This window comes from Sodalis sp. (in: enterobacteria) (assembly GCF_051710625.1).
Classification (GTDB): Bacteria; Pseudomonadota; Gammaproteobacteria; order Enterobacterales; family Enterobacteriaceae; genus JBPESN01.
The window spans coordinates 1-21,800 of record NZ_JBPESN010000038.1 but is presented as its reverse complement, the minus strand read 5'-3'; the positions used below and the strand labels follow the sequence as shown (position 1 = coordinate 21,800).

The window sequence follows — 21,800 nt, the reverse complement described above, 5'->3', positions numbered from 1 at the left end:
GCGCCGCCCAACCGCCGGGGCATGTTGGGTGCTGGGGTTTGCGGATCCTGGTCCCCTATACCGCGTGCCGCGCCACAAGCGCTAAAGTGTCTGCTGACCGGGGGGCCTCACGGGGTGTCAGCGTGCCGCTGCAGCCCGAAAGTGCTTCGCGCGGGCATCAACCTTTCGCGGCGCGGGGCATGGCGCTACGCCGACTGCCGACCCCAGCAGGGCAATCAGCGGGCCCACCAGGCCGATATCCCCCATGTTGAAGAACAGGCTGACCTGATTCCCCAGCAGTGCGCCGGCACCGATACCCAGATTGAAAATGACGGAAAATAGAACCATAGCCACATCAGTGGCATCCTGCGCCATGCCGAGCACTTTCACCTGAAGACTCAGGGCGAGAGCGGTCATGGCCATGCCCCAGATAATGCACAACAACGTGATAGCGAGATTATGCGGCGCCAGCGGCAGCAGTAACAGCAGGCAAATCATTAGACAAAAAATTACGCCCACCAATAGCGCGGTAGGGTGACGGTTGCCCAAGAAAGAAAATACCAGGCTGCCGAGGATACCGGCAGCGTCGAACAGCAAAAGCAACATGCTGGTGAAGTTTTCGCCGGCGGAGGCCACGCGCTGCATGAACGGTTCAATATAGCTGTAGGCGGTATAGTGGGCCGTGACCACCACCGTAATACCGTATAATACTCACCAGCGCCGGGCGTCGAAACAGTGCCGGCACGCTGCTCAAGGAGCCCGAATGTTTACCCGGCAAACGCGGCAGCGGACGCCACAGCAGTAGCATAATCGCCAGCACGGTGCCGGTGGTCAAAAGACTGAGTGATTGCGCTGATTTTCCCTTCGGGCCGACGCGAATAGGCAGCGAGGCGGTAATTGACCAAAACACCGCATGGGCCAGCGCTACTCCGATGCGCGAACACATCAACACCCAGAAATTCCAGGCGAAGGCGGTGAGCACATGGCTGGCGATGAACAGCGCGAACGTGCCCATCAGCAGGCTGCGCCGCTCCATCTGGCTTGACAGCAGCATCAGCGGGAGCGACATCAGCGCTACCCCCCTAAGCGTAAACGGTGATGATTAGTCCCACCTGGGTTGGCGTCATGGCAAAACTGTCGGCGATATCGCTAAGAAGCCCGATGGGAACGAATTTGGTGGCATTGAAGATAAAGGCCGCCAGCGCCAGGCATAGCACCCGCAGCCAGGCTCTTGAGCGACTGGTACGAGGCGTAAACGGCGGGCGGGCCCAAGATTGACGGGAAGAACAAGTCGTTTGCATTGCGTTGGCAGCCAACAAAATAGAAATTAGCGGAAATCACCGGGCGGCGCGCGGCGTCGTCGTGGCAGCGGAGCCTGCGACGCCCGGGCTTCATGATAACAGTTTACTCTTATTATGTGATCTGTACCGCGTTTTTTGCGGTTTCAACATGCTGAACTGAGTGCAGTATTTTTTGCCTGGCGTTGAAGGGAAGGCGTCAATGTGTGCTTTGCGACGCCTGCGAAGCCCAAAGCCCAAAGCCCAAAGCCCAAATTTTAAAGTCCAAGGCTCAAGGCAAAAAGCCCTGAGCTGGGTGTTTCGTATTCTGTGCGTGGAGCTGCAGGTGTGAGGATGCGCCGATCGGCGACCCGCAGCGTGGGTATGGGCGGATAAGCGTCGAGGCGGGCGCGTCGCTTATGCCAACACCAGTCGTTTAATCTCCTGCAGCGTAGAGAGATGCTTTCCATCGGCCCCTTGCGCGATGCCGCCAGCGCGCCGCTGACCGGCTATCCGGTCAGCAGCAGGCTGACAAAAGTTGCGCCGAAACAGTCACCGGCGCTCGAGGGGTCTACCAGCGGCGTCTAGTAACCCGTGACATGCTGCACGCCTCCTGCCAGCAGGTCGGCAAGGATTGCCGCCTCCGACTGATTGCGGCCGTGGGCGAAATAAGTCATTTCCCCTTCGCTTGGCAAAAAGATATCGGTGTATTCCAGAATGTAGTCGAACGCCTGGCGCATCTCGGGGATATTCATCATCTCCTTGCGGATGTTGGGATCGAAGGAAACGGTTCCCTGATTGGCCTTGACTATCTGAATCACCTTGCGCATGGCGTCAATGATACGAAACGAAAACAGCGATGACCCTATAATATGAAAGTGCCGGCAGCGCTCAAGCAGGGCGGGCTGAATATGGTCTGGGGAGAGGAAACCGCAGGCGCTACTGGAAATATTGAAGATAAAATCTCGCTCAAGAGGAGTGCGATAGCTGACGAAGGCGGTGCCGATGGGGGCTTTGTCTACCCGGGTGATGCCTTCGGTTACTATGCCCTCCTGGCGCAGCCGCTCGATATTAAGTTCACCGAAATCGTCGTTGCCGACGCAGCCGAATAACGGGGAGCTGAAGCCCAGGTGGGCGACCTGCGCGGCGAAGATGGCGGGCGCGACGCTGGGATAGGGGCCGAGGAACTCCCCGGGCAGGGTAAAGCCCTGGTTATAGTTTTTACAGAGAAATTCCACTAGTAACTCACCCATGGTGCAGATGCTCACAGACATAGAGTCCCCTTAATCCCCAGTAGAATCCCGATTAGTCCAGGTAAAGCACTCGTTATTGCTGTAGCGGATGATGAAATCCGACTCAAACAACTGCTGTTGATAAAATCCGTTTACTGCGCCACAGGTCACCAAATTGTCCAGCTGAGTCAATTGCCCGGCCGGCGCGTGATTTCCTTCGGGCGGCGGATAACCGGTGACCAGCAGAGTTTTCAACTGCGCCTTGTCGAGCACCCGCTGGTAATGCGGCGCCAACTGCGGCAGCTCGCCGCCGAGCGCGCCGGTAGCATCCAGCGATGTGGCCTGCAAAATACAGTGTGATAGCGTGTAATGTTGCACGACACTGCCCAGCGTTTTGCCAACCAGAACATGGCGGTCGCGGATCATCTCACTGCCCGCCAGGATCACTTCGCCATCGATAAACTCATCCGCCAGCAGGGCATGGTGGAGGTCATTAACGATAAGCCGCAACTTTTTACGGCCGCTCAGCAAGGGGATAACCTTGCGGGTAATGGCGCCGTGCCCCAAAAATAGCGTATCCTGATCGGCCACCAGGCGCGCGCAATGCAGCGCTATTTCCAGTTCCGTGGCGCGGGTGGGCACCTCGCCGGCCGGCGGCAGAACCTGCTGGGGAGCGGTCGCGGCGGCGGTGGAAATGGCCCCGCCAAACGAGCGTTTCAAATACCCCTGCTGTTCAAGGTAAGCCAAATCGCCGCGAATAGTCACGCCGGAGACGCACAGCTGCTCACACAGGCTTTCCACCCGTATCTCTCCCTGTTTTCGTACCATCTCAGCGATTTTCAGTCGCCGCTTCAATAAGTTGGATGATTTTCTCGGCACGGTGCCATCCTAGATAAGCGGTAAATAGCCTCACTATAGTCCGCAAACTTTCCAATTGAAAGTTTCAGGCGACCCAGGCCAATGCCCTGAGGGGGCACAGGGCACAATCCAATTCTATTGTGCCGCCGTTGGTGATGGTTTTCCCCTCAGCGCGTTGCGAGGAAGGGGAGATTGTTAGAAAACGAAATTAATAATAAACCTTAATGATTATTATCTTAATCCTTAGTAATTGTACCATCGCCGCTGTCCGGACAACAGCCTTTTTGACCCTATACGCGTCGGCGCGGAACGGGGAGAGAGGCGCGCAAACCGCAATACGAGTAACACTTTTGTTTTACAAAAATTATTATTTATGTTTTGTACCAATAGTGCTTAAATTTGATCTCTGTCACGCTATTATCGCAACATAACCCTTATAAAGTTTTAATTTGAAGGTTATTATGATTTCCCAGCAGCTTATAAAAAACGCATCAGCGCCGCGCGCAGTGACCTCGTGGTGTGGCGTCAGCTGCTGCACCGTTATTCGTTAAGGAGAAAGCGACATGTCTGTTATCTCCAGCAAATACCTGCTGCTGAAGGCACAACGTGAAGGTTACGCGGTGCCGGCATTCAATATCCACAATCTTGAAATCCTACAAGTGATTGTGGAAACCGCGGCGGCGCGGCGTTCGCCGGTCATTCTCTCCGGCACGCCCGGGACGTTCACCTACGGCGACACCGCCAATCTGGTGATGATCGCCCGCGCGCTCGCCGCTGAATATCGCCACCCGCTGGTGATGCACCTTGACCATCCCGGTCACGCTGAAGGTGGCGGACAGCTTCAGGGCCGAGAACAGCGGCGTATAAGTGGCCGGCAGTCTGACATGGCGAAAAACGCCGAGCCGGCTGCTGCCCATGGCGCGTACCAGATTCAGACTATCTTTGTCGACGGAGCCAAGCCCGTCCAGCACATTGCCGACGACCGGAAAAAACACCACCAGCGCGACGATGACCAGCTTGGGCGCCAGGCCGAAGCCCAGCCAGATAGTGAGGGCCGCCGATATGGCGATAATGGGGCACGGCCTGGCGGGCAATCAGCATCGGATATAAAACGCTGCGTACCCAGGGCACGGCGTCCATGACGAGCGCAAAGCTAAAACCAGTGCCGGCGCCCAGCGCGAAGCCTAATAGAAAAGTGAGGAAGGTTTGCCGGAACCCTTCCAGCAACACCGGCAGATCCGCCAGCATGATGGCTTTGTCGATGGCATGGGTGATAAACACCACCGTTCGGCGCTGCTCTGACCACACCTGCAATAACCACTGCTGCAGGGCGAGGCGGATTTGTGCATCCAGCGCGCCGAACGGTTCATTGAGCAGCATGATATCGTGCTCCATCGCTAGAGTACGCATCAACGCCACCCGCTAGCGCATGCCGCCGGACAGCGGGGAGGGGTAGTGGTTGATAAACTCCCCCAGACCATAACGCCTGGCCAGCGCGACACCCTGCGCGCGCTGTGCCCGACTGGCACCGCCGTTGACCGTGGCACCCAGCACAATGCTGTCGATGACCGTCTTCCAGGGGAGCAGCAAATCCTTTTGCAGCATATAGCCTACGTGACCGCTGCTGCCGGTCACGTCACTACCGTCGATCAGGACCTGGCCGCTGTCGGGGGCCAGTACGCCCGAAATAACATTAAACAGGGTACTTTTACCACGCTCGGAGGGACTGACGAGACAAATAAATTCCCCTTGCTGCACTTCGAGGGTCCGTTGGCGCAAGAGCGGTGAGCGCGCCAAAACGGCGGCTGACCTGGCGTAAGGCTAATTTCACGGCGGACATCAACAGCCTCTTTCAGTGAAGCGCCGGCAATAACAGCCCGGCGCTGAATACAGGTTGGCGCGGTGGTCGCCGCCGCGCCTCGGACAACAGGTTACCGGGGCAGTAGCAAACGTGCAGCATAACGTCTTTTTTGTTAACGGCACAGTCTACCGGTCGTTCCCATGCACGGGCGCAGCGGCGGCTCAGGGCAGAATACGCTGCCCGGGGCGGCGATTGCACTTGCGCTATATTGACTTATAATAGCGCTAGGTGTTCCATTTACTGCAGCCGGTCATGGCGGCCGTTGGCGTTAATTTGGCTCCGTATTTGTCACCTAATTGTCAATTTTAATAAAACTTGGCGCGTCGTCGGAGGTTGACCCCGCACGGGCGCCGCACAATGAGGGATGCCGAGCCGGTTATCCGCGCGGTATAATCAGTAATCGTTTCACCCAATTCCAAAGTCACCTTTGGCGTGATTGCCCTGTTTTGTCCTGGCCGAGCCAAATGTCACGCGCATTTCCCCTGTCCGGCCATCTCGCCGCAATCGTAGCCTCCATTACCCGCAGGAGAAAAAATGTCCAGTATTTATCCCGTTTCACGTCCACGCCGTTTGCGCCGTACCCCTGCTTTGCGCGCGCTGTTACAGGAAACCGAGGTACAGCTAAGCGATCTGGTACTGCCGATATTCGTCGAGGAGGAGGTCAGCGACTATGTGCCGGTGTCCGCCATGCCAGGCGTGGTCAGGATACCGGAAGCGCGCCTGGCTTTTGAAATCGAGCGCTATGCCAAAGCTGGCATTCAATCCGTCATGACCTTCGGCATCTCCCATCACCTGGACGATACGGGTAGCGATACCTGGCAGGAAAATGGCCTGGTCGCGCGGATGGCGCGCATTTGTAAAGACACGGCGCCGGATATGATTGTCATGTCTGACACCTGCTTTTGCGAATATACCACCCACGGTCATTGCGGCGTGGTGCACGATAACGGGGTCGACAATGACGCTACACTTGTGAATTTGGGGCGTCAGGCGGTAGCGGCAGCGCGCGCCGGAGCGGATTTTATTGCCCCGTCGGCGGCGATGGACGGGCAGGTGCAGGCGATACGCGCCGCGCTGGACGGCGCCGACTTTATCGACACCGCCGTGATGGCGTATTCCACCAAGTTTGCCTCGGCCTTTTATGGTCCGTTTCGCGAAGCCGGGGGCACCGCCCTGAAGGGTAACCGCAAAACCTATCAAATAGACCCGATGAATCGCCGCGAAGCGATACGCGAGTCGCTGTTGGATGAGCAGGAGGGGGCCGATGCGCTGATGGTAAAGCCGGCCGGCGCCTTTTTGGACACCATCCGCGATATCCGCGAGGCGACCCATTTGCCGCTGGCGGCGTATCAAGTGAGCGGCGAATACGCGATGATCAAATTTGCCGCCGGCGCCGGCGCCATTGAGGAACGCCAAATCGTGCGCGAAACCCTGGGCGCGATTAAGCGCGCCGGGGCGGATATTATTCTCAGCTATTTCGCCCTGGATATTGCCGAACAGGGTTTTTAATCCGTCAGTGTCCGACACGGTAACGTTTTACGGTGCCGCGCCGTCTGGCTTGCCTTCGCCTGCGGTAGGGAGTTCGGCGGTAGCGAAAGAGAAAAAAAGCGTTCCGTGTCTTGCTCAATGGACAAACTCTGCTTAAATAAAGCTGTGTCGACGGCAACGACGCACCGATAATTACGAGTCAAATCCGGTTACGCCCCCCGGCGCGTAACAATCCATTCGGCGTTTTCTTTGTTTTCACCAGGCGAAAAGCATCGTTCACTTCATCATGTTCGAGGATGATTATGAGTAAGACGCTTTTGGCTGTCAGCTGTTTGGCCGGCGTTTTCCGCTGTTATTCGGCGCGTGCCGCCGAAGCCACCGGTACGATAAACGCGATGCTTACCCTGACTAACGGCTGCTTGATTAACGGCGACCCAGCCACCACTAACGCCAATTTCGGCAATCTGGATTTCGGCACTCATGCCGCGACGTTCGACACCCTTAAGGCGACCATGAGCGGCGCCATCGACAATGGTATCCGCGTGCGCTGCTCGGATGGCGCCGCATCCCATATTGTGCAGATAACCGGCAGCAGCAATCCCGCCCCGTCCAATACCCCATATGGTACCGTGACCGCCAACGCGCATTACATGTGTAGCGATGCAAAATATTCTGGACTAATTTGCAGACAATTCTGGACTCTTTTAAACCCTAAAAAATGGCTATTTTGGACAGTCCAGAACTGATTGCAAAATCTATAGCTAAGGCGGGCGGCAAGCTTCTCCAGCTACTCCCCTTAGGAGATACAGATTGTTTGTAGTGGCACACTGAATTTGGCCACCTGAACAGAGGTGATATGCTCACCTCAGAACAACACGGGTGCACCAATGAAAAGAAGAAATTTTAGTCCTGAATTCAAACGCGAATCCGCTCAACTGTTTGTCGACCAAAATTACACCGCCGCGCAAGCAGCAAAAGCCATGGACGTCAGCCTTTCTACGGTGACAAAATGGGTAAAACAACTGCGTGATAAGCGACAGGGGAAAACGCCAAAAGCCTCTCCCATAACCCCAGAACAAATCGAAATACGTGAGCTCAAGAAGAAGGTACAACGCATTGAAATGGAAAACAAAATATTAAAAAAGGCTACAGCGCTCTTGATGTCAGACTCCCTGAACAGTTCTCGTTAATCGGGAAGCTCAGAGCGCATTATCCTGTGGCCATACTCTACCACGTGTTCAGGGTTCATCACAGCAGTTACAAATACTGGAAAAGTCGTCCTGACAGGCCAGACGGCAGGCGAACGGTATTGCGCAGTCGGGTTTATGAACTGCATAATATTAGCCATGGTGCAGCTGGCGCGAGAAGTATCGCCACCACGGCAACCCAGAGAGGCTTCCGGATGGGGCGCTGGCTCGCAGGCAGGTTCATGAAAAAGCTGGGGCTGGTCAGTTGTCAGCAGCCGACGCACAAGTATAAGCGTGACAGTCAGGAGCATGTTGCGATCTCCAATTATCTTGAGCGCCAGTTCGCTATAACGGAGCCAATCCAGGTATGGTGCGGCGATGTGACGTATATCTGGACCGGGAAACGCTGGGATGGGCTATGTCGTTCTCCCCGGACAGCAGACTGATTATCAAAGCACTGGAAATGGCATGGGAAACGCGTGCTACACCAGCCGGAGTGGTGTTCCACAGCAATCAGGGTAGCCACTACACGAGCAGGCAGTTCCGACAGTTCCTGTGGCGTTACCGGATCAAACAAAGCATAAGTCGGCGTGGTAACTGTTAGGATAACAGTCCGACGGAGCGCTCCTTCAGAAGTCTGAAAAACGAGTAGATGCCGGTAGCGGGCGGGCTACACAAGCTTCAGCTAAGCAGCTCACAAAATTACCGACTATATCGTGGGATATTATAGCGCACTCAGGCCGCATGAATATAACGGTGGGTTGCCATCAACCGAATCAGAAAAATAGATACTGGAAAAACGCTAACGCGGTGCCCAGTTTTAGTTGACCACTACCAGAAATGATCCCTGATGGGTAAGCCATTGCCAATTTCGGATATTTACTTTTATCAAACGTCTGTCCCTGCATCAGGGCATAGCCTGCGGAAATATTATCCGACGGCCAGGCGATAGGGGCACCGATAGGCAGGATACTGGCGCTGGTCTCTGCCGCAATACTTGTTGCAATGGTCTTAATCGCTGCCAGTAACTGCGCCGACTAGCTGCTATCGGGCTTCATGTCCACCTCAGCCAAAATATTATTATGCTCCGTCTGGGTATCAATCATTGCGCCCTGCATGGCATTCAGCCATTTGGCGTGCACCACAGCCCCGCCAGCACCGATAGACGGGTCGCCATCATGGAAGACGCCATCGGCAGTATCGATTAGCGAAATAATCTCTTTCATTTAGGGTGTCTCCCCGTTATTATCCATATTCTGAGTCTGTGCCGGTGATTCGGCCACGTCCAGCGCTAAGCGCATTACGGCTTTCAGTGCTTCAATCTCTGCCTGCTGCGCTTTCACTTTCGCGGACAGGTCTTTTATTGCTTCAATCAGCAACGCAGTGATACTGCCGTAGGCGACGGCTTTTACATTCTTGACAACCGTGCCATCACTTTCGTGGTAATCCCCCGAATTACCTACTGCTTCAGGCAGAACCTTTTCCAGCTCATCGGCCATCACACCCGCCTGACGATATTCGGCAAGGACATACGTGTAGCCCGTCAGCGTTTCGACTTTTGCAAGGCCATTTTCTATTTTCGCAATATTGCTTTTTATCCGCCGGTCCGAGTTATTTTGCCAGTGCCCCTGCATGGCACAAGCGCTACCGTCATCCTTAAAAACGAACCACTTAATGTTACCGCCAGCGCGATTAATAATAAGGCGATGTTCATAATGACTGCCCACCACATCGGCACCGTAAAATTCCGTGCTCATGGGATTGCCCAGATAAGGGTAATAGCGGCATTCACCTGAACGTGTCTCGTTGCCGCTTTGCCCCCGGCCATAAAAATGAAGAATATCCGTGGGATGGCCGCCACCGGATAGCGAGACGGCTTTGCCAAAGGTCGCTCCGCCACTGGCGGTCAGTTTTCCACCCACTTCAAGGTCTTGTACCCAATGTAGGCGCTGGGTATTCCATTCGCCGGTTTTGACGTTGTTGGCGTACAGCGCCACGTTGCCTTTGTCATTGGCAATCAGCCCTGAATCGCTGTCGCCGACATTGACCGAATGGGTGATCTGCAGACTGCCGTTAACCGTGCCATTGGTACGTTTGTCCAGTGCGTTTTGTGCCTGTTCAACGATATTTTTTAACCCCAGATTGGCCACGAACACCGCCTTATCCAAGATATCCGTGCCGTTGTTTTTCCTGAGTAGGCTGCGTTTTTCATTCTCCTGCCGGGCTTGCGCAATCAACCCCTTGATGACCTCGGCCAGCGGGTTATGTTGCGCCGGGTTGGGCTGCATTCCGGCGGCCGCCAGAATATTTTTCTGCTCGGTCTGGGTATCGATGACCGCCCCCTGCATGGCGTTTAGCCACTGGGCGTAGACCACGGTCCCCCTGACGTCGCCCGCCGGGTCGCCGTCATGAAACAGCCCGTCCTCGCTGTCAGTCGGCGCGATAATATCCTTCATGGGCGCGTTTTCTCTCTGTAGTTAAACACCACCTGGGTGTGCGCGGGTTTCAGGTCCTTAAACAGCCCTTCAATCAGGTTCTGCCCAAAGGTCAGCAGCTTTCCCCGGCCATCGAGCTACCGGCGCGGAAGCGGTAGACCGGCACCTGTGCGTCATCGATATTGACTATCCACAGCCAGATAATCTCCGGCACCCAGATACGCTCGGCGGCCCGGACAATGCCGGCGCGGAACGGCTCCGGCTCGTCGAGGGTGACGCGGTAACCTAGCGATTTGGCCAAGCTGATAAAGTATTGCCGGCTCAGGCCACCAGCGGCGTTAATCTTGGCCAGTACCTGCTGGCGACGCGCCTGTAGCGTCATGCTGCTGTCGGGGGAAATTCCCAACATCCGCTCCCAGTCGACCAGCAGCCCGACTGCCAGAAAGGGCGTGATACCGTCAGTCACTTCGCCGGCGCGGATTTCTAGCTGTGCTAAGCTCTTCCCCTCGGCCTGCAGTTCGACACCGAGTCGCTTACCGGTCAGCGCATAGCTTTTCGGTGGCAGCAGGGCACTGAGCAGCGGCGCGTAATCGCGGCTGTTCATGGCATTTCCTCCACTATGATGGTGCCAGCGCGCACCCACTGCACGGTCTGCTTGTTCACCACCGGCACCACATTGGTGCTGGGGGCAAGCAACTGGAAGTCCACCACGCCGACCACCTCGGATATCAGCGCCCCAGCTAGGTTCTGACCGCCACTTCACCGGGGGCCAGGCAGTTAACATAGTCACTGAGCGCGGTCGTAATTTGTTTGCGGGCGGCCTCCAGCGTCAGATTGCTCAGGCTGACCTGGGCCGTGATACCGGCTTTCACCTCCTCGGGGGCCAGCACCAGACAGTCTTTCGCGGTGACCGAGCGCATCTTGTCAAGGTGGCGCTGCACCGCCTTAAGCGTCTCCGGCGACGGCAGGTCGTTATGGGTGACTATTACCACATCCACCGTACCGTAGCCCCGGCGCAGCGGGTAGACATGGACTTCGGTGACGCCGGGCAGGGAGACCGCCCAGCGATGGTAATCGTATTGATTGCCTCCCGCCGGCGGACGACGTATCACCTCCAGCAGACGTGCCGGCAGGGCGGCGTCGGATTCGGCCTCGCTGCCGCCGACCATGCGGGTGATAGTGCCGTTGTTGTCAACACCGGCTGGAGCCATCAGCAGCGTTGCTGGCGTATTGTCCGCCAGATTGCCCTGGGTACCGCTTTGCAGGGCGCGGGCGAGAAATGGCGGGCTGTCCGTTGCGTCTGTCGTGCCCGGCGCGGTGGTCTGGTAGCGCTGACGGCTGCCGGTGGGGCGCAATTGCAGTAGGCTGGTAATGTTTGCGGCGGGGTTGCCTGCCGGTCAGGCGTACTTCGCCGCCGGCCGGGGTAGCTGCTTTCGGCGTCAGGTTGCGCGTGCGGTCGTGCACTACCAGATAGTCATGGTCGGCGGTGTTCGAGAACATTTGCCGCACTATCCACAGCTGGTGCTGGTATAGCCTCTGCAGCGCGCTGGCAATGGCGTTCGCGCGCACCGCGTAGTCACTTGTTGGGACCGGTATCGGCGTCCGGCAACTGGTTGCGGATATCGCGCAAGAGCGTGTCAGCAATCTCGGTATGGGTGGGGGTGCTGTGCGACATGGTGATTTCCGTTTAAATAACCTTTACCGGGTGAGTAAAGGTTTGCAAATTGCCGTTGGCGGCCACGACGTCGATATGCAGCCGCAGGTCACCTTGTGCCAGACGGCTGACTCGGACGTCAATGCGGCGGGCGCGGTTATCGGCCAGCAGTGGTTAATGCCTGTTCGGCATATTGCTGGGCCAGTCGCCGGGTGGTGGCCGAGTCTTTGGCCCGCGCCAGTTCGTGCAAACGTGACCCCAGCGCCGGGTCAGCCTAATATTGCCTGCGCGGCGTCATCAGGCGTAGGTAGACCGCGTTATGCAAGTCAGTGGTGCGAGTGTTGGTGTAATCACCGGTCTGGCTGTCAATCAGTGCGTCCATGGCGTCAGGGTAAGGTAGGCGACGGGGCGGGAGGAGTGACGCGGGCGTAGAGGGTAACTGGTACGGTGGTGTGCGTCGGGAGCCGCGACGCTATCTTACCCCGTTAACCGGTCCATCGGACAGCCCAGAAGGTATCGGGTGCCTGTGTCCACTTTGCCGGATGCCGTTTGATTTCCACCTCGGCGCTGCGCAGTGCCGCCCTGGTGCTCAATATCCCCCGCAAAGCGCGCCACCGGATCCGCCGCCGCCGTTAATCGTCATACCGCCGTGGCCGCTGATAGGCCCCTCGGCGCTCAGTGCCTGTGAGGTTGACAGCATCGGCGTCTCGAAGCAGGCGCGCTCTTCGGCCTGAACCTGATAGCGTTTGCATTTAACCTGATACTCGTCGCATTCCACCTCGATAATTTTTTCGCGCCGGATAACGATTTTGGCGCCTTCGTTACTGTAGAGCGCCACCTCGCCGTTTGCCAGCCCTTGCAGCCGGTAAAGTGCCGTGTTCGGTGGCAATCACGATACTATGGCGGGGGTACGGCCGCCACCGGCAACACCACCGCCATGGTGCCGGTGGGGCGCTGAGGTCAGGCCGTAATGCTGGAACAGCTCCACGTCCGGCGTACTCTCCCCCACCAGCGCCGACGCATTCCAGTGCGCCCAGAGGCGATGGCCGCGCCTCGATACCCTGTGGCGCGTTGCCGCCGGTCTGCAGCCCCGACAGCGCGGCAATCGGCTGACGGGTGGCCAGGTGCTCACGCAGCAGCGCTACGTCTTTTCACCCAGCCGCCGCGCCTAGTCCTCATCCGCCCCTTTGAGCACGCGGTCATCACTGAGCGCCGCCGTCAGCAGGGCAGCGACTTCGTTGCCGCTCAGTTGACGACCGAGTGCCGCCACCTGCTCACGCAGCTTATTGACCACGCTGGCCGGGGCATAGGCAGCCGGATCAGGGGGCGTGCTGGTCTGCTGTGACAGCGCGGCAATCTGGTTATCCTTCTCGCCAAGCAGCGACAGCAGATTGATGCCGGCGGCCGCCGTCCCTTGTCCGCCCGACAGGCGATCAATGAGTTTTTTCAGCTCAACCGTCACCTCCTTAGGCGTGGCCGACAGCGGCAGATTCAGCATCCAGCGCAGTTGTTCTAACAGTTCATCCACGTTATTTTCTCCCGTGAGTTGTTGTGACGCCGCCGCCAGCAGCGCCGCCATACCGTCAAGCGCCGGCACGTTGGTCAGCGCGGCATTTACCAGGCAGGTCACATTGCCCCGCCTGTCGTACTGAAACAGCGGGGAGACAAAGCGGTACTCCCCGGCGGCAATCAGGGTACGGGCACGCTCGGTCCATTCGACATCCACTGCAAACAGCTCCAGGCCCTCGACCCATTCCAGCTGCGAATACCAGCCGGCGGCCGGCGCGGGCTGGCCGTTCTCCCGGGCATGGGGATAGCCTGGTGCTCATAGTCAAAGCAGTACGGCGTCTGGCGCGCCTGGGCAGCGTCAATCAGCCTCCGGCGCTGCGGTTCCTCCAGCCGCCAGGGCGCCACGTCTGTGGGGCGTGTATCCTGTGAGCGAAAGGTGCTGGCCGGAAACAGCTGGACACGGGTGCCGGCGCTCTCCAAGTGCCACGGTCAGTGCGGCAAGGCGGACGGTGTTTTTCACGCGGTGGCGGTCCCAGAAAGTGTATTCATGGGAAACAGCCTAATCTGGGCGTCGGGTATCTCGTCGTGACGGGGGTGTAGGGGGTAAGAGTGGGGGAAGGAAGAGGACACAAATGGACTGGCATCAGACTACACCGCTGATGCGGGAGGCGATACCCCCCGTTTGAAACCTGTTTAGATCGCTCCAGAATCGCTTAACGCGGTTTCACCCGCATCATCATCGCCTGCCTGACTATCAAAAAACGCGCCACGGCCTTTACAGAGTGTTACTCGTCCAGCGCGCGCTGCTGAAGGTAATCATTGGCGGTGTGCACCAGGGCCTGATAATCTTGATCGGCCAGACTGAGAAAGGGCCGCACCGGGATGATTAACGCGTTTTACCACCCGACCGTTAAAGGCCAGCGCCTTTTTATAGCGGGGGCGAATGATATGGGGCCGGGTGGTGCCGCCCTGCTGGTGAATGCGCGCATTCACCACATTGGTCCCCGCCACGGCCTGGTCGTTATCGGCAACGCTGTCAATGGAGGCGGCCAGCCGCCCCGATTGCGGCAGGATTTTGCCGGCGCGGGCGGCCTTCCTGCCCGAAATTCTCCATCACCGTGTCATACATGCCTTTACTGAGGGTGCGCATCTAACGGCTGGCGCGGTGGCTCAGGGACTGCGCCAGCCGCTCAAGGGCTTGACGCAGGGTATATGATCGTGGCGTCAATCATGGTGTATACTCATGGCAGGGTGGTTGTTTCCAATGGGTAACGGTTGCTGTCACGCTGCCAGCATGATCCGGTTCGAGTCCGGTGCCACCCGCTCAATCCAGCCTACCCCATAGCAGATCATAAACCTTTTTGTTACGCAGTGCTGATAGGTCTTGCAGGATCTTGCCGGTACGTATCAGGTTTGTGTTAACTTTTTCACGCTTACCATTCAGCTCATTACGTACCTTGAGCGTGCCGTCAATGTACACCACGAGCTTCCCCGTCCCCTCAACCCGATCGAACACATACAGTAACGCCGGCGTCGCCTGCTGTCGGTCGTAGATGATCGCGCGCCGCTGGCGCAGCGATGATACCAAAGTCGCCCAGAAGGTAGTCGGCAGCGCGCCCTGCTTGCTGTCGCGAGTAGCGTGCAGCAGGTTGGCGTCCGTCAGGGCGAACGTCGACGCGTGCCTGCTACCGGGCCATCACCTGACTGACCCAGTCACCGGTATCGCGGTTGAGGGCATGAAGCAACGCCGGGTGGTCCAGCGTTTCCTCTACCGCCTGCGCCGCCAGCCGGGTATCGGCGCGCTTGAGCAGCTGCTCGCCGAGATGGCTGAGGTAGTTTTTGCCGGGGTTCAGGTGAAAGCCTGCATCCGGGGTAAATACGTGGTTGGTTTTGGGGTCTTTCAATCCTATCCCCGGCCGCGTCTTGCCGTTCACGCCCTGCGGCTGGTCAACCGTGACGCGATAGTCGTCGGTGGACTCCAGTCCGATGGGGTGACGTGCAAGCTGGTCGGCCGCCAGCCCCCCCCGTACCCGGCAGCGGCAAGTTGTAGCCGTTAGGGGGAAACAGGGTGTCCCAGCCCGCATCGTCATAACGGAACACCCGGCCATGCCGCGAGGCATGGCTGGAGCGGGTGTGGCTGTTTATCACCGCCACATACTGCCAGTAGGGGCGCTGGTCGACGTTCTCGCGCAGCCGCTGATAGCGCCAGGCCATATAGGCAGATTGGGTATTGGTGCGAAAAATAATCTCCAGTCGGTAAGGCAACAGCTTTTTCCCTCCAGCTCGCCGTCTGCTGAGGCTTTTAGCCCTTTACCCAGCCAGCCCTTGCGCTGAAGTAGCGGTAAGACCTCCTGGAACTGTGTCAGCGTCTTGCCGTGGCGCACGCTGTCCGGCAGCGCGGTTTTCATGTCAGTTAACACATCCAACTTAAGAATACCCGCCACCGTAAAAGGCACGGGCGTGCGCCTCGTCGGCCACGTCCTGCCAGCGAAAATTGAAGGCGTAGCCCTTTGATTCAAAATACGCCACCGCCTTTTCCGGCGTCAGGGTCATGGCATAGCCCAGGTTAATGGTCATTGAGTCGCCCCCAGATGTCCGCGACAAAAATGGCCTGGGCTATCGGCTGCCGCAAGGTCTGGTCGTCAAGCTGGGGCCAGGCTTCCGCCAGCAGGGCGGTGACCAGCGGGGTCAGCAGCGTCTGCATGGTCTGGTTGACCGGCGTTGCCAGTCCGCCGGTGGCGTCTTCCAGCGCCTGCTCCGTGGCGGTAGGCGTGTGCGCAACGCTCAGTGCCGCCATGCCCGGCCAGCACTTCGGCATCAGGCTGGCCCCGGTAAAGGTCGGCAGGTTGCCCGGCGACTGCAGCAGGGGCTCGTCGTCCCGGGCGGCGGGAATGCCGCTTTCCGCCAGCGCCCAGGCCACCGGCACGCCGCCGCTGCGCACCAGGAGATCCAGGGTATCGGCGGTCTCCTTCATATCGCGTGGCTGGCGGGTATCAAACTCAAAGCGACACATGCGGCGCGGGGTGATATCGCTATAGCCGTTAAACTTGAGCAAAGGGTAAAGCAGGTCGCGGGTCAGGGTACCGGCCAGCTGCACCGCATCACTCGCGGTCAGCTCATGGCGCACCTCGTTATGCACGTTGCCCAGGGCATTGGTGCTGCTCTTGCCGTCCGCCTGGGTGGTCAGGGTGCCGCCCAGAATGACCTTGGACTGGGTGCTTTCGCACCACTGCATCATATACTGGAACAGGTCGGCCTGCCCTTGTGCAGCGGACTCAAAGCGGATAGCGGTGCGTTCGTGGGTAATGCCGTTGGCGTTATGCCCCAGGTCGCGCAGCGCCCACAGCAGCATGTTTTTCTCTTCTTCGCTGGCCCCGTCGGAATAGGTGCCCCCGCGTCGGCAGGCCGTAGATTTCCAGAAACTCTTGCCAGGTCACGGGCGGCAATATTCTTGAACAGATAGGTCCATACCAGTACCCGGAACAGGCCGCTTTCCGACAGCCAGCTGCTTTTGGCCTGGTGACGATGCAGCAGCCAGCCGAAGGGGTTAAGCCCAGCGCCGTTGAGGCTGCCGTCAATCAGGCGGATGGCGTTGCGGTTATGGGTCGCGGTCTGGAACCAGCGTTGCGGGCGCTTGTAGAAGGCGCAGGGCAGCCAGATGTTTTCCGCCTGTTTCCAGCCGCTTTCCACGGTGGCAAAGCCGTGACCAATGGCGTCCAACAAGTTGAACAGCAGCGTTTAAACTCCGGCAGGTCTGAAAACCATTCCGTCGCGGCGTCCCCCATGCCCTTTTCCTGTGCGCTGGGATGACGCGGCGGCACAATGCGCCAGGTGAGCGGCATCACCGAACGGCGGCGCTTGCTCATCTCGGCAAACAGGTGGCCGTCGCGCTCCTCCATATCAAAAAAATAGGTCAGCCTGGCGCACCAGATGCCCCTGTTCGGCCTCGCTCAGGATGTCATGCACCCGGCGGATATCGATGCCCAGCGAGGGGTGCTCGGCCAGTTGTTGATAACGCAGGTGGCGGTCATCGGCAGTCTGTGGCTGCGTCAGGGTGCGGCGGCGCAACAACCGGCCGTAAATATCGGCGAACATGCCCATTATTAGCCTCCACGGGAAAAGCCCAGCCGCCCGGGGTGACGGTCACCGGACAATAAGCGGTATTCGGTTTTCGGGCCGTGGGTCACGGCCAGCGGCCAGCGCATGTGCAGCGCATCCGGGTCGTCGTCATGGTCGGCGCGGGGAAAGTGGCGCAGCTGCTGTATCAGGGTAATATGGCTGGCGTGCAGTCGGATAAGCCCGTTTTCCGTATGGGCCTGCAGGGTCTCGATACGCAACAGCTTGTCGGCATGGGGGATAATGGCCCGCGACGGCACCGGGTGACCCAGCTGTGCTGCGCGTTTAATCTCAGCTCGGTGCGCAGGAACTCCTGGAACTGCACCGCCTCAATACCCCAGACCAGGCAGTGGTATTCCTTTTGCAGGGCGATGATGTTGCTGATAATGGCGTCCGGCAGCCGCTTGCGTATCTGCGCTTCCAGCACATCCCGCACGCCGGTGGTGCGGTTAAAACCACCGACCAGCAGCGCTGACGGGTCACGGCTGGCCCCGGCCTTGCCGAGGCTGGGGTCGCAGGCCCCGTAGAAGACCCACTCGTTAAGCCGGTTGCCCCAGAAATGCAGGCCGTGGACAAACAGCGCATCCTCACCGCTGACCGGCTCATTCTGGTACTTGGCGTCAAAGGTGGCGTGACCGTCCCGGGCGCGGATTTGCATCAGGGTCAGCAGCGGGCGGGCGGACCAGGAGACTTCCGCGCCTTCCACCATCTCGGTACGGTGTGACGTATAAAAATCCTGCGTCGCGGCCTCCCCCTGGTTACGCAATACCTGCTCCCAGGTCTCCCACAGCGACAGGTTCACCGGCCACGGGCGCAGGCCCTTAAACCGTGCTTACCGCCACAATAAGTTATTCAGGGTGCGTGATAACACCGAGTCGTAATGCAGGATGGTGCCGATATACACCACATTGAGTTTTGCGCCCGCGCCGCCCAGCGGCAGCACGGTTTTTCTCAGGCAGCTTTCCAGCTTGTCGCGCTGGTCCGGGTTGCGCGCCAGCTCGTCGTTCTCAATATCGTCCAGTATCACCAGGTCAGGGCGGTACGGCCATTGGCGCAAGCTGCGCAGCTTTTTGCCGCTACCGGCCAACCTGCACCTTGATATCATTGCGCGTCAGGATAGTGCCCATCTGCCAGACGCGCCCGACACCGCAGGCTTCAGCGAAGTCCGCCCGCAGCCAGGGGTTAAATTCCAGCTCGGCCTTGATGGCTTCGAGCATCGGGTAGGCCTGGTCGATGGATCCCATCACCACCAGGGCATAGTGCTTGATGCCACGTACCAGACACCACAGCACAAACAGCTGGCTGACCAGCGTTGACTTGGCTTCCCCGCGCGGCTCGGCGATGGCGTCCTGCTCACCTTTCGGGCTGGAGACTATCTGTCACAGCCGCTGAAACAGATAGCCATGCAGTTCACTGGGGTCGGCATGACGGATATAGTGCGGGAAATAGGTCTGCACAAAATAGCGATAGCCGTTCACCGGATCAGCCACCTGTAAACGCCGCGCCGCCATGGCCTCGGACCCGGTATCAAAACCCAGGCATTCGGCCTCGATGGTGCGGCGCAGACTTGAGGCCAGCGCCGCCAGCGAGTGCTGGAATTTACGGATGAAAAATTTCGCCGCCATATCTCGCTTTAAATCCCCTGTAACCGCGGTTTACACGCCATGATGACGCTCAACCAGTACCGCATTGATGCGCGACACCAGGGTCTCTGCCACCGTGTCAACGCTACCGGCAACACTCGCCAGGCACAAAAAATGCGCACCGTCGCCCAGACCGACAGACACATTCTCGCCAGCGACCCTGACCACGCTGATCTCGGCCGGGTCGAGATGCGCGCCCGGCAACAGTTTGACCAACTGCTTCATGCCAGCGCTGCCTCTATCTGGGTTTTGATGCGGGTTGACGCCTGGAACAACGTTTCGCCATAAGCGACATCCACGGTATACACCGCGCCGTCGCGCAGCTTGACAAACACCTCGCCGCCGTTACTGACCCAAACCTTGTTGATGTTTGCCGCGATAACGGCCGTGCCATCCCGGATTTCAACGAATTGATTGGCCATAATGTTTTTCCAAAACCGGCCCGAAAGCCTTAAGAATGTCAACAAACGCCGCCAGATGTCGAGGGTGTTTGTCCTGAATAAACGCCGAGAACAGCTTCAGGGTCTCCATGGCGGTGCCCAGCTGCTGGTCTCGGGCAGGATTTTTTTGCTGGCGGCAATGGACTTGCTCCACGCATCCGTTAAGCGTGCTAGCAGCTCAACCCGCTCTGGGGCACTCAATGTGTCGCCAGATTGGCTTTTTCCAGTGTCTCCTGAAACTACGCCATCAGGCTGGTCAGGATGGCGCGCGCGATATCTTCCGGCGCGCCGTTGGTCAGCAGACGGGCGCTGCGTATCACCTCCCAGTCATCGCCACTGTTCAGCGCCTCTTTTTTTCCAGCAGCGGGCGGGAATACACACTGACGCCGCACTGGATTGCCGCCAGCTCCAGAGACGGGTTGCCGAACACATAAGCCCGGCGCAGCCCCTGGCGGGTGGCCCTGGAATGCGCCATTACACCCCCAGTCGCGCCCGTATGAGCGTCAGCCCGTGCGCCCTTCACCTACAGGCGGTCAAGGCGGCGGTCGATGCCGTCGAGCTGGGTACGAATGGGTGCGCAGCTCTGCCAGCACCGGCGACATCACATCCTGTGGTTTCATGAATCAGGCTCCTCGTTATTTGTCAGCCTTGCGGTCGAGCTTGTTATCAACACGTTAAATACTGTCCTTGATGTCCTGCATCATGCCGGTCATTAGCTGCAGGTCGCACTGTGCATCCTTACGCCGCTGATAGTCCTGCCGTACTTGGGTCAGTTCATACTGCAGGCTGCGAAGTTCTTCACTGACGCTTTTAAGCCACAGGCCGCCGAGCGCCGATAGCAGGCTCAGGGCAATATTGAAGGCCAGATCAAGGCTCATCGCGCGGTCTCTCCTGTGCGCTATAGAAAGCGTTTATCGCCTGCAGCTGGGCCCGCAGGGTCAGACACCAGGCCCCGTAGTCGCTGGCGTGGTGCAGCAACACCTCCGGGCCAAGCCCCTTTACGGGGGGCATGGGCGGCAACACCAGCAGATTGGCCGGCGGGCGCGAACAGGGCGGCATTATCATCGGCGGGGTAGCCGAGGGCGGCGCGGTAGCGCTGCAGCCCATCAGGCCCCAGGCCGGTATAAGCAGCGCCAGCATGGGCCACCGCATAGGCAATACCTCCTGTGTAACTGTTGGGTTTTCAGCGTCAGGACGTGCTGTGTGGCTTTCCAGCTGCGCACTGAGCCGGTCATTGGCCCCCTACAACAGCTATTGCTGCCGGGTCAGGGCGGTCTTTAGCGCCTGTTGTGTGCTCTGCGCCTGCTGGCGTTGTCGAGCTTCACACTCGGCCTGCCGGGTGGCCAGTGTTGCCTGGGCGACCAGCCTGGCCTGCTGTGTGCCGCGCCAGCAGCCCGCGCCGCCGGCAAGCACCACAACCAACAGCGCCATCAGCCATGGATGGCTGACCTGTTTAATCAGTGCGAGTAGCCGTGTCATCAGCGTCTCCCTGTTTACGGGCGCGCCGTCCGGCGCTAAAGCGGGCGACGCCGCCATGGGTGACTCAGGCGCCGAGATAGACCCTGAGCGTCAGGTCGGTCTCCTGACGGCTCCAGGCGCAGCCCAGCACCACCAGGGAGCTGACCAGAAACGCGCCGACGATAATCACATCCGAGGTCGACAGCCGTCCCTCGGGATTGGTGACCAGCGCGGCCAGACGCGCCATCATGGAATACGCTCACACAGATGGCCGCGCAGCGGCGCGAAGTTCCCCGACGCCCAGGCCGGTACTGAAAATCCTGGGCACAGCTTGCTGGAAAATTCATTGTGGCCGTGCAGAGTAACCTCAGGCCAGCGCACACGCAGCGTCAATACTTGGGTGCGCAGCGCGGCCCACTGCGCCGACGTAAACTGGTCGGTGCCCAGCAGGCAGAGACCCAGCGAATCAGCGTTATGGCCGCGCACATGGGCACCCACTTCTTCTACATCGCGCCCGGTCAGCCACTGACCGTCAGCGTCAATCACCCCATGGTAGCCAATGCTGGTCAGGCCGTTATCATTGGCCGGGGCGTCACGGTGAAAACCGCGCGCCGGTGCCAGCGGTCAATCACCTGGGCGGCGTTTTCGCCGTCCCGGCCCAGG

The 21,800-nt window shown here is 58.8% G+C and carries 29 protein-coding genes and 10 pseudogenes; 5 read left to right on the top strand and 34 right to left on the bottom strand.

Features of this window, described 5'->3' with window-relative positions:
• Window positions 1-117: 117 nt before the first annotated feature.
• The 3 genes and pseudogenes from ACTBDU_RS10550 to ACTBDU_RS10540 all read right to left on the bottom strand — a co-directional run bounded on the left by ACTBDU_RS10550 (window position 118) and on the right by ACTBDU_RS10540 (window position 3,316).
• A pseudogene (locus tag ACTBDU_RS10550) lies at window positions 118-1,280 on the bottom strand (sugar efflux transporter).
• Window positions 1,281-1,768: 488 nt separating this feature from the next.
• Window positions 1,769-2,530, bottom strand: a pseudogene (locus tag ACTBDU_RS10545) (sugar kinase); the annotation flags it as partial.
• 9 nt (window positions 2,531-2,539) lie between these two features.
• The gene (locus tag ACTBDU_RS10540) at window positions 2,540-3,316 is read right to left on the bottom strand and encodes a DeoR family transcriptional regulator (RefSeq protein ID WP_438806435.1); all 777 of its coding nucleotides are present in this window, start codon (window positions 3,314-3,316) and stop codon (window positions 2,540-2,542) included.
• 593 nt (window positions 3,317-3,909) lie between these two features.
• On the opposite strand from ACTBDU_RS10540, the pseudogene ACTBDU_RS10535 reads away from it, so the two are divergent.
• A pseudogene (locus tag ACTBDU_RS10535) lies at window positions 3,910-4,158 on the top strand (class II fructose-bisphosphate aldolase); the annotation flags it as partial.
• A gap of 54 nt (window positions 4,159-4,212) precedes the next feature.
• On the opposite strand, the pseudogene ACTBDU_RS10530 reads toward ACTBDU_RS10535, so the two are convergent.
• Window positions 4,213-4,440 (bottom strand): annotated as a pseudogene (locus ACTBDU_RS10530) (ABC transporter permease); the annotation flags it as partial.
• Between the two features lie 328 nt (window positions 4,441-4,768).
• Window positions 4,769-5,125, bottom strand: a complete 357-nt coding sequence (locus tag ACTBDU_RS10525) for an ATP-binding cassette domain-containing protein (RefSeq protein WP_438806432.1) — start codon at window positions 5,123-5,125, stop codon at window positions 4,769-4,771.
• Between the two features lie 616 nt (window positions 5,126-5,741).
• On the opposite strand from ACTBDU_RS10525, the gene hemB reads away from it, so the two are divergent.
• The 3 genes and pseudogenes from hemB to ACTBDU_RS10510 all read left to right on the top strand — a co-directional run bounded on the left by hemB (window position 5,742) and on the right by ACTBDU_RS10510 (window position 8,710).
• Entirely contained in the window at window positions 5,742-6,716 is a 975-nt protein-coding gene (hemB, locus tag ACTBDU_RS10520; RefSeq protein WP_438806431.1) for a porphobilinogen synthase, read from the top strand.
• A 275-nt stretch (window positions 6,717-6,991) separates the two neighbouring features.
• Complete coding sequence (locus ACTBDU_RS10515) at window positions 6,992-7,441, top strand: spore coat protein U domain-containing protein (protein ID WP_438806430.1); 450 nt, start codon at window positions 6,992-6,994, stop codon at window positions 7,439-7,441.
• 141 nt (window positions 7,442-7,582) lie between these two features.
• Window positions 7,583-8,710, top strand: a pseudogene (locus ACTBDU_RS10510) (IS3 family transposase).
• A gap of 11 nt (window positions 8,711-8,721) precedes the next feature.
• On the opposite strand, the pseudogene ACTBDU_RS10505 reads toward ACTBDU_RS10510, so the two are convergent.
• The 5 genes and pseudogenes from ACTBDU_RS10505 to ACTBDU_RS10485 all read right to left on the bottom strand — a co-directional run.
• Window positions 8,722-8,850: pseudogene (locus tag ACTBDU_RS10505) on the bottom strand (tail fiber protein); the annotation flags it as partial.
• Between the two features lie 69 nt (window positions 8,851-8,919).
• A complete protein-coding gene (locus ACTBDU_RS10500; RefSeq protein ID WP_438806429.1) occupies window positions 8,920-9,108 on the bottom strand; it encodes a hypothetical protein in 189 nt (62 codons plus the stop codon).
• Window positions 9,109-10,338 carry a tail fiber domain-containing protein gene (locus ACTBDU_RS10495; protein WP_438806428.1) on the bottom strand — a complete coding sequence of 410 codons (1,230 nt, stop codon included), beginning with the start codon at window positions 10,336-10,338 and terminating at the stop codon, window positions 9,109-9,111.
• 91 nt (window positions 10,339-10,429) lie between these two features.
• On the bottom strand, window positions 10,430-10,921 hold the full coding sequence (locus tag ACTBDU_RS10490; RefSeq protein ID WP_438806427.1) for a YmfQ family protein: 492 nt from the start codon (window positions 10,919-10,921) through the stop codon (window positions 10,430-10,432).
• 136 nt (window positions 10,922-11,057) lie between these two features.
• A complete protein-coding gene (locus ACTBDU_RS10485; protein WP_438806426.1) occupies window positions 11,058-11,672 on the bottom strand; it encodes a baseplate J/gp47 family protein in 615 nt (204 codons plus the stop codon).
• 16 nt (window positions 11,673-11,688) lie between these two features.
• Between ACTBDU_RS10485 and ACTBDU_RS10480 the strand changes: the two genes are divergently transcribed.
• On the top strand, window positions 11,689-11,850 hold the full coding sequence (locus tag ACTBDU_RS10480) for a hypothetical protein (protein WP_438806425.1): 162 nt from the start codon (window positions 11,689-11,691) through the stop codon (window positions 11,848-11,850).
• 278 nt (window positions 11,851-12,128) lie between these two features.
• Here the strand turns inward: ACTBDU_RS10480 and ACTBDU_RS10475 are convergent, their stop codons facing one another.
• From ACTBDU_RS10475 to ACTBDU_RS10360, 24 genes and pseudogenes are all read right to left on the bottom strand, one after another.
• Entirely contained in the window at window positions 12,129-12,221 is a 93-nt protein-coding gene (locus ACTBDU_RS10475; RefSeq protein WP_438806424.1) for a hypothetical protein, read from the bottom strand.
• Between the two features lie 339 nt (window positions 12,222-12,560).
• The gene (locus ACTBDU_RS10470; protein WP_438806423.1) at window positions 12,561-12,860 is read right to left on the bottom strand and encodes a hypothetical protein; all 300 of its coding nucleotides are present in this window, start codon (window positions 12,858-12,860) and stop codon (window positions 12,561-12,563) included.
• Window positions 12,861-13,103, bottom strand: coding sequence for a phage baseplate assembly protein domain-containing protein (locus ACTBDU_RS10465; RefSeq protein ID WP_438806422.1), 243 nt, complete (start codon window positions 13,101-13,103; stop codon window positions 12,861-12,863). It lies immediately after the preceding gene.
• A gap of 36 nt (window positions 13,104-13,139) precedes the next feature.
• A pseudogene (locus tag ACTBDU_RS10460) lies at window positions 13,140-13,766 on the bottom strand (phage protease); the annotation flags it as partial.
• A complete protein-coding gene (locus tag ACTBDU_RS10455; protein ID WP_438806421.1) occupies window positions 13,661-13,960 on the bottom strand; it encodes a phage protease in 300 nt (99 codons plus the stop codon). The gene ACTBDU_RS10455 and the pseudogene ACTBDU_RS10460, both read right to left, overlap by 106 nt.
• A gap of 507 nt (window positions 13,961-14,467) precedes the next feature.
• Window positions 14,468-14,521, bottom strand: a pseudogene (locus ACTBDU_RS10450) (hypothetical protein); the annotation flags it as partial.
• A 283-nt stretch (window positions 14,522-14,804) separates the two neighbouring features.
• Window positions 14,805-15,068: a hypothetical protein gene (locus ACTBDU_RS10445; protein WP_438806420.1), complete on the bottom strand. Its 264-nt coding sequence runs from the start codon at window positions 15,066-15,068 to the stop codon at window positions 14,805-14,807.
• 97 nt (window positions 15,069-15,165) lie between these two features.
• Window positions 15,166-15,414: a hypothetical protein gene (locus ACTBDU_RS10440; RefSeq protein ID WP_438806419.1), complete on the bottom strand. Its 249-nt coding sequence runs from the start codon at window positions 15,412-15,414 to the stop codon at window positions 15,166-15,168.
• A 13-nt stretch (window positions 15,415-15,427) separates the two neighbouring features.
• On the bottom strand, window positions 15,428-15,694 hold the full coding sequence (locus ACTBDU_RS10435) for a phage minor head protein (RefSeq protein WP_438806434.1): 267 nt from the start codon (window positions 15,692-15,694) through the stop codon (window positions 15,428-15,430).
• Entirely contained in the window at window positions 15,625-15,924 is a 300-nt protein-coding gene (locus ACTBDU_RS10430) for a hypothetical protein (RefSeq protein WP_438806436.1), read from the bottom strand. The genes ACTBDU_RS10435 and ACTBDU_RS10430 overlap by 70 nt, the downstream gene beginning before the upstream one ends.
• Window positions 15,908-16,057 (bottom strand): hypothetical protein, encoded by a 150-nt coding sequence (locus ACTBDU_RS10425; protein WP_438806418.1) that lies wholly within the window; start codon window positions 16,055-16,057, stop codon window positions 15,908-15,910. Before ACTBDU_RS10425 ends, ACTBDU_RS10430 begins: the two co-directional genes overlap by 17 nt.
• Window positions 16,047-16,832 (bottom strand): phage portal protein family protein, encoded by a 786-nt coding sequence (locus ACTBDU_RS10420; protein ID WP_438806417.1) that lies wholly within the window; start codon window positions 16,830-16,832, stop codon window positions 16,047-16,049. Before ACTBDU_RS10420 ends, ACTBDU_RS10425 begins: the two co-directional genes overlap by 11 nt.
• Window positions 16,715-17,346, bottom strand: a pseudogene (locus tag ACTBDU_RS10415) (phage portal protein family protein). Before ACTBDU_RS10415 ends, ACTBDU_RS10420 begins: the two are co-directional and overlap by 118 nt.
• A 34-nt stretch (window positions 17,347-17,380) precedes the next feature.
• A complete protein-coding gene (locus ACTBDU_RS10410) occupies window positions 17,381-17,581 on the bottom strand; it encodes a hypothetical protein (RefSeq protein ID WP_438806416.1) in 201 nt (66 codons plus the stop codon).
• Window positions 17,582-17,583: 2 nt separating this feature from the next.
• Window positions 17,584-19,221: pseudogene (terL, locus tag ACTBDU_RS10405) on the bottom strand (phage terminase large subunit).
• Window positions 19,222-19,251: 30 nt separating this feature from the next.
• Window positions 19,252-19,464: a hypothetical protein gene (locus ACTBDU_RS10400; RefSeq protein WP_438806415.1), complete on the bottom strand. Its 213-nt coding sequence runs from the start codon at window positions 19,462-19,464 to the stop codon at window positions 19,252-19,254.
• Window positions 19,461-19,661 (bottom strand): hypothetical protein, encoded by a 201-nt coding sequence (locus ACTBDU_RS10395; protein ID WP_438806414.1) that lies wholly within the window; start codon window positions 19,659-19,661, stop codon window positions 19,461-19,463. Before ACTBDU_RS10395 ends, ACTBDU_RS10400 begins: the two co-directional genes overlap by 4 nt.
• Window positions 19,642-19,833, bottom strand: a complete 192-nt coding sequence (locus ACTBDU_RS10390; protein ID WP_438806413.1) for a DUF1804 family protein — start codon at window positions 19,831-19,833, stop codon at window positions 19,642-19,644. The genes ACTBDU_RS10395 and ACTBDU_RS10390 overlap by 20 nt, the downstream gene beginning before the upstream one ends.
• Window positions 19,834-19,918: 85 nt before the next feature.
• Window positions 19,919-20,071 (bottom strand): hypothetical protein, encoded by a 153-nt coding sequence (locus ACTBDU_RS10385; protein WP_438806412.1) that lies wholly within the window; start codon window positions 20,069-20,071, stop codon window positions 19,919-19,921.
• Window positions 20,072-20,353: 282 nt separating this feature from the next.
• The gene (locus ACTBDU_RS10380; protein ID WP_438806411.1) at window positions 20,354-20,557 is read right to left on the bottom strand and encodes a hypothetical protein; all 204 of its coding nucleotides are present in this window, start codon (window positions 20,555-20,557) and stop codon (window positions 20,354-20,356) included.
• Window positions 20,547-20,831 (bottom strand): hypothetical protein, encoded by a 285-nt coding sequence (locus tag ACTBDU_RS10375; RefSeq protein WP_438806410.1) that lies wholly within the window; start codon window positions 20,829-20,831, stop codon window positions 20,547-20,549. The genes ACTBDU_RS10380 and ACTBDU_RS10375 overlap by 11 nt, the downstream gene beginning before the upstream one ends.
• Window positions 20,832-20,930: 99 nt before the next feature.
• On the bottom strand, window positions 20,931-21,158 hold the full coding sequence (locus tag ACTBDU_RS10370) for a hypothetical protein (protein WP_438806409.1): 228 nt from the start codon (window positions 21,156-21,158) through the stop codon (window positions 20,931-20,933).
• A gap of 64 nt (window positions 21,159-21,222) precedes the next feature.
• The gene (locus tag ACTBDU_RS10365) at window positions 21,223-21,387 is read right to left on the bottom strand and encodes a hypothetical protein (RefSeq protein WP_438806408.1); all 165 of its coding nucleotides are present in this window, start codon (window positions 21,385-21,387) and stop codon (window positions 21,223-21,225) included.
• Window positions 21,384-21,707, bottom strand: a complete 324-nt coding sequence (locus tag ACTBDU_RS10360; protein WP_438806433.1) for an N-acetylmuramoyl-L-alanine amidase — start codon at window positions 21,705-21,707, stop codon at window positions 21,384-21,386. The genes ACTBDU_RS10365 and ACTBDU_RS10360 overlap by 4 nt, the downstream gene beginning before the upstream one ends.
• Window positions 21,708-21,800 lie beyond the last annotated feature (93 nt).

What these genes read in the sequence shown, in the direction of transcription:
- ACTBDU_RS10380 (WP_438806411.1), bottom strand. Translation starts at nt 20,557, where the DNA reads ATGAGCCTTGATCTGGCCTTCAATATTGCCCTGAGCCTGCTATCGGCG.
- ACTBDU_RS10480 (WP_438806425.1), top strand. Translation starts at nt 11,689, where the DNA reads ATGTTTGCGGCGGGGTTGCCTGCCGGTCAGGCGTACTTCGCCGCCGGC.
- hemB (WP_438806431.1), top strand. Translation starts at nt 5,742, where the DNA reads ATGTCCAGTATTTATCCCGTTTCACGTCCACGCCGTTTGCGCCGTACC.
- ACTBDU_RS10515 (WP_438806430.1), top strand. Translation starts at nt 6,992, where the DNA reads ATGATTATGAGTAAGACGCTTTTGGCTGTCAGCTGTTTGGCCGGCGTT.
- ACTBDU_RS10395 (WP_438806414.1), bottom strand. Translation starts at nt 19,661, where the DNA reads ATGGCCAATCAATTCGTTGAAATCCGGGATGGCACGGCCGTTATCGCG.
- ACTBDU_RS10370 (WP_438806409.1), bottom strand. Translation starts at nt 21,158, where the DNA reads ATGACACGGCTACTCGCACTGATTAAACAGGTCAGCCATCCATGGCTG.
- ACTBDU_RS10400 (WP_438806415.1), bottom strand. Translation starts at nt 19,464, where the DNA reads ATGAAGCAGTTGGTCAAACTGTTGCCGGGCGCGCATCTCGACCCGGCC.
- ACTBDU_RS10410 (WP_438806416.1), bottom strand. Translation starts at nt 17,581, where the DNA reads ATGGGCATGTTCGCCGATATTTACGGCCGGTTGTTGCGCCGCCGCACC.
- ACTBDU_RS10490 (WP_438806427.1), bottom strand. Translation starts at nt 10,921, where the DNA reads ATGAACAGCCGCGATTACGCGCCGCTGCTCAGTGCCCTGCTGCCACCG.
- ACTBDU_RS10500 (WP_438806429.1), bottom strand. Translation starts at nt 9,108, where the DNA reads ATGAAAGAGATTATTTCGCTAATCGATACTGCCGATGGCGTCTTCCAT.
- ACTBDU_RS10540 (WP_438806435.1), bottom strand. Translation starts at nt 3,316, where the DNA reads ATGGTACGAAAACAGGGAGAGATACGGGTGGAAAGCCTGTGTGAGCAG.
- ACTBDU_RS10365 (WP_438806408.1), bottom strand. Translation starts at nt 21,387, where the DNA reads ATGATGGCGCGTCTGGCCGCGCTGGTCACCAATCCCGAGGGACGGCTG.
- ACTBDU_RS10435 (WP_438806434.1), bottom strand. Translation starts at nt 15,694, where the DNA reads ATGGCCTGGCGCTATCAGCGGCTGCGCGAGAACGTCGACCAGCGCCCC.
- ACTBDU_RS10420 (WP_438806417.1), bottom strand. Translation starts at nt 16,832, where the DNA reads ATGCTGCTGTGGGCGCTGCGCGACCTGGGGCATAACGCCAACGGCATT.
- ACTBDU_RS10425 (WP_438806418.1), bottom strand. Translation starts at nt 16,057, where the DNA reads ATGACCATTAACCTGGGCTATGCCATGACCCTGACGCCGGAAAAGGCG.
- ACTBDU_RS10375 (WP_438806410.1), bottom strand. Translation starts at nt 20,831, where the DNA reads ATGCGGTGGCCCATGCTGGCGCTGCTTATACCGGCCTGGGGCCTGATG.
- ACTBDU_RS10495 (WP_438806428.1), bottom strand. Translation starts at nt 10,338, where the DNA reads ATGAAGGATATTATCGCGCCGACTGACAGCGAGGACGGGCTGTTTCAT.